The organism is Psychromonas sp., from assembly GCF_983033635.1.
Genome location: NZ_CEZLMY010000205.1, coordinates 1 through 3,917 on the forward strand (window position 1 = coordinate 1; position 3,917 = coordinate 3,917).

Consider the following 3,917-nt stretch of genomic DNA (forward strand, 5'->3'; position numbering starts at 1 on the left):
TTGACCATCGTATTTTTTAGCGATGAAACCTGCTGTACGAGAGGCAAGGTTAACCAGTTTATTTACCACATCAGAGTTAACACGCTGGGTGAAATCTTCAAGGTTAAGATCTAAATCATCAATACGGCTGGTTAATTTAGCTGCGTAATAATAACGTAAACATTCCGGATCCAGGTTATCTAAGTAGGTACTCGCTTTGATGAAAGTGCCTTTAGATTTAGACATCTTCGCACCGTTTACTGTTACATAACCATGTACATTCACGCCCGTTGGTTTACGGAAACCTGAACCTTCTAAAACAGCCGGCCAGAACAAGCTGTGGAAGTTAACAATATCTTTACCGATGAAATGATACAGCTCAGTGCTGCTGTCTTTTTTCCAGTATTCGTCAAAATCAAGACCGGCAGTTTTATCACAAAGGTGTTTGAAACTGCCCATGTAACCGATTGGCGCATCTAACCATACGTAGAAGTATTTACCCGGTGCGTCTGGAATTTCAAAACCGAAGTAAGGCGCATCACGAGTGATATCCCACTGTTTTAAACCGAATTCAAACCATTCACCTACTTTGTTGGCCATTTCAGTCTGCAGTGCACCTGATTTAGTCCATACTTTTAACATATCTTCAAACTGCGGCAGATCGAAAAAGAAGTGCTCGGTATCTTTCATAACAGGTGTTGCACCTGATACGGCAGATTTTGGATTAATCATCTCTGTCGGGCTGTAAGTTGCACCACAGTTATCACAGTTATCACCGTACTGATCGTCAGACTTACATTTCGGGCAGGTGCCTTTTACAAAACGATCCGGTAAAAACATCTCTTTTTCAGGATCAAATAACTGTGAGATAGTTTTTGTTTTGATGAAACCATTTTCACGCAGTGCGATATAAATTTGCGAAGAGAGTGCTTTGTTTTCTTCTGTATGCGTCGAGTGGTAGTGATCAAAGCTGATATCAAAACCGGCGAAATCACTTTCGTGAGAGGCTTTAATATCGGCAATCATCTCTTCCGGCTTAATACCCATCTCTTGTGCTTTAAGCATGATAGGCGTGCCGTGTGCATCATCAGCACAAATAAAATGGATGTTATTGCCACGTAAACGCTGGAAACGAACCCAAATATCAGCTTGAACGTGCTCAAGCATATGACCTAAATGGATAGGACCATTAGCATACGGTAGGGCGCAGGTAACAAGGATTTTACGATCTTGATTTGCCATTTTATTTGTTATTCCTATTTATCTAAAACGAATTCTTCAGTCTGTGCGATCTTTTTTAAGTCGGCAATTCTACCCAATTACAGCCTGAAATCCCACTGTTAAACCCGGTTTTTATTTAGGGATGAAATAAGGTGCTATTTTGCTAAACTGCATATACTTAACTTTTTTGTAAAAGGTGGCCAAAAGTGTTTAATAAAAACAACTTAGTTCAACAGGTTATTGATTGTTTAGTCGCTCATGATCCGTTAATGGTGATTAACAAACTACTGGAAAACGGGCGGATTAAAATCGATGAAAAGATTGCTTTAATTGAGTGTAATCTGCCTTTTTATGCGCCTGGTTGGTTAAGTTCATTACAAGCTGATAGTGCTGTTCAACTTGAAAAAATCCTAGCTAAAAAAGTAAGCTGGGAAATTAAACACCAAGTTGCGGCTTTGCAGAGCGACAGCAGTAAAACAACCTTGGCAAATATCAAAAATATACTGATCGTTGCATCGGGTAAAGGCGGGGTCGGTAAATCAACGGTCAGCGTTAATCTGGCGCTTGCTTTGTCACAAAATGGCGCAAAAGTGGGGATCTTAGATGCCGATATATATGGGCCGTCTATTCCAACTATGCTTGGTGTTAAAAACGCTCAACCAAGTAGCGCCGACGGTAAATTGATGCTGCCGATTGAAGCCTGTGGTTTAGTCTGTAATAGCATTGGATTTTTGGTTAAAGAGGAAGATGCGATGATCTGGCGTGGCCCGATGGCCAGTAAAGCATTATCGCAAGTCTTAAATGAAACCGATTGGCCGGAGCTTGATTATTTAGTGGTAGATATGCCGCCGGGTACCGGTGATATTCAATTAACCATGTCTCAAAATGTGCCGGTAAGCAGTGCATTGGTGGTGACAACACCACAAGATATTGCTTTAGTGGACGCTAAAAAAGGTGTGACTATGTTTAATAAAGTTGATCTTAATGTGGCAGGTATTATTGAGAATATGAGCTTTTATGCGTGCAGTCAATGTGGTCATCAGGAAGCCATATTTGGTACAGGTGGCGGACAGAAATTAGCTGCGCAATTTGATTTACCTTTTTTAGGCGAGTTACCTCTGCATATCAGTTATCGGGAAGATACCGACCAAGGAAATCCTACGGTTAATAAGGGGGAGAAACCTGAGTTGATCTCTCCTTATTTAAACTTAGCAGAAACCTTAGCAATCAATCTATATCGCAATTTAAATCAAGCAAGTGAGCAGATCAGTATTACGGAGGTAAAATAATTAGTAATTACTCAGGTCGTCGCCATTTAAGCTTATTTATGAAGTACATCCGTGTACTTCATTGCTACGCAACTGGCTAAAGCCATTCAAATATGTTCCATACATATTTGTCCGCGTTGAAAAATGCTCAAAAATTCTTCTGGAAAGAATTTCAACATTCGTAGAATGGCCTAAAAGGCGTAGTACAAGGATGTATGTAGTATTTAAACGACTAAACTGCGCTTTTTCGTCTTGAACTTAGCCCTGAGCATTTACATATAATAAAGCACCTCAAATATTTTGGGGGCTGACATAGTTACAATAATTATTTTAGGTGGGAATTAAAATGGCAAATATAGAATTTACACGTGAACAAAAAAACTTATTAGTAAGTCAGATTCAAAAATATTTTGATAAAGAGTTAGCTCAAGAGATTGGCGACTTTGATGCTGAGTTTTTACTGGATTTTTTCAGTGAAAAAGTAGGTGGTTATTATTACAACCAAGGTCTAAATGATGCACGCGCACTGCTTGATGAAAAGTTAGATACCATTACCGAATCATTTTACGAACTGGAAAAGGTAACTGATTTTGATTAAATAGCGGTGCTTAATTACTTTGTTAAGGAAAGAAAGGTGATTTTTATTCTTAAGTTCAAACAGGCTATATGTTTATTCATTAACCGTTTGCTGACGTTAATAATCTGTTTTTTATTATTAAATTCGCCTGCTGTTCGTGCAGCTGCACATTGGCAACAAGATCAATATATTACTGATAGCTTTATAGATGTAGCACTGAACCGTGAATATCACAGCAAGCAAAAAGCTCATTTTATGCGCTGGAAAGAGCCGCTTAAGATATTTATTAAAAGTGAATTGGGCGATCCGACACTGCAACAAAAACTGTATTCAGTTCAAGCCAGGCATTTGCAGTATATTACTGCCCATCCGCTAACCTTTGTGCAATCTGAAAGTGATGCAAATGTTATTATTGTGTTTAGCTCGTCTAAAAATATGAGAGCGAATATTGTTAAGCGCGCGCAGATAGTCGATCTTGATAAGATTCTCAGTGATGCACTTTGTTTAGCGAATTTTCAAGGTAACGCTAAATTTGAAATCACCCGTGGTTTAATATTTATCCCTGTCGACAGGGTACGCCAAAGAGGGCGGTTACTCGATTGCGTTGTAGAAGAGTTAACACAATTGATGGGCCTTCCTAATGATTCTACTGCCGTTTACCCCTCGATATTTAATGATCGCAGCATCGACAGTTACCTATCCGGTTTAGATTACCTGCTATTAAAAATTGCCTATCACCCATTATTAAAGCCGGGTATGACTGAAGCGCAAGTCCGAAACAAACTTCCTGCAATTTTGGATCAGCTAAGATCGCTGGGCGAGATTGAAAATGCACAATGGCGTGTTTTAGATAACAGCATGAAAAAATGGGC

General features: G+C 39.3%; 4 protein-coding genes. 3 read left to right on the forward strand and 1 reads right to left on the reverse strand.

Annotated elements, in window-relative coordinates; all coding sequences use genetic code 11:
- A partial coding sequence (gene metG / locus AC4GME_RS16850) for a methionine--tRNA ligase (protein WP_490379837.1) occupies window positions 1-1,221 on the reverse strand: 1,221 nt, incomplete at its 3' end.
- A gap of 185 nt (window positions 1,222-1,406) precedes the next feature.
- Between metG and apbC the strand changes: the two genes are divergently transcribed.
- The 3 genes from apbC to AC4GME_RS16865 form a co-directional block, all read left to right on the forward strand.
- Window positions 1,407-2,489: an iron-sulfur cluster carrier protein ApbC gene (gene apbC / locus AC4GME_RS16855; protein WP_490379838.1), complete on the forward strand. Its 1,083-nt coding sequence runs from the start codon at window positions 1,407-1,409 to the stop codon at window positions 2,487-2,489.
- Between the two features lie 325 nt (window positions 2,490-2,814).
- The gene (locus AC4GME_RS16860) at window positions 2,815-3,066 is read left to right on the forward strand and encodes a DUF2164 domain-containing protein (protein WP_490379839.1); all 252 of its coding nucleotides are present in this window, start codon (window positions 2,815-2,817) and stop codon (window positions 3,064-3,066) included.
- A gap of 36 nt (window positions 3,067-3,102) precedes the next feature.
- A partial coding sequence (locus tag AC4GME_RS16865; protein WP_490379840.1) for a DUF2927 domain-containing protein occupies window positions 3,103-3,917 on the forward strand: 815 nt, incomplete at its 3' end.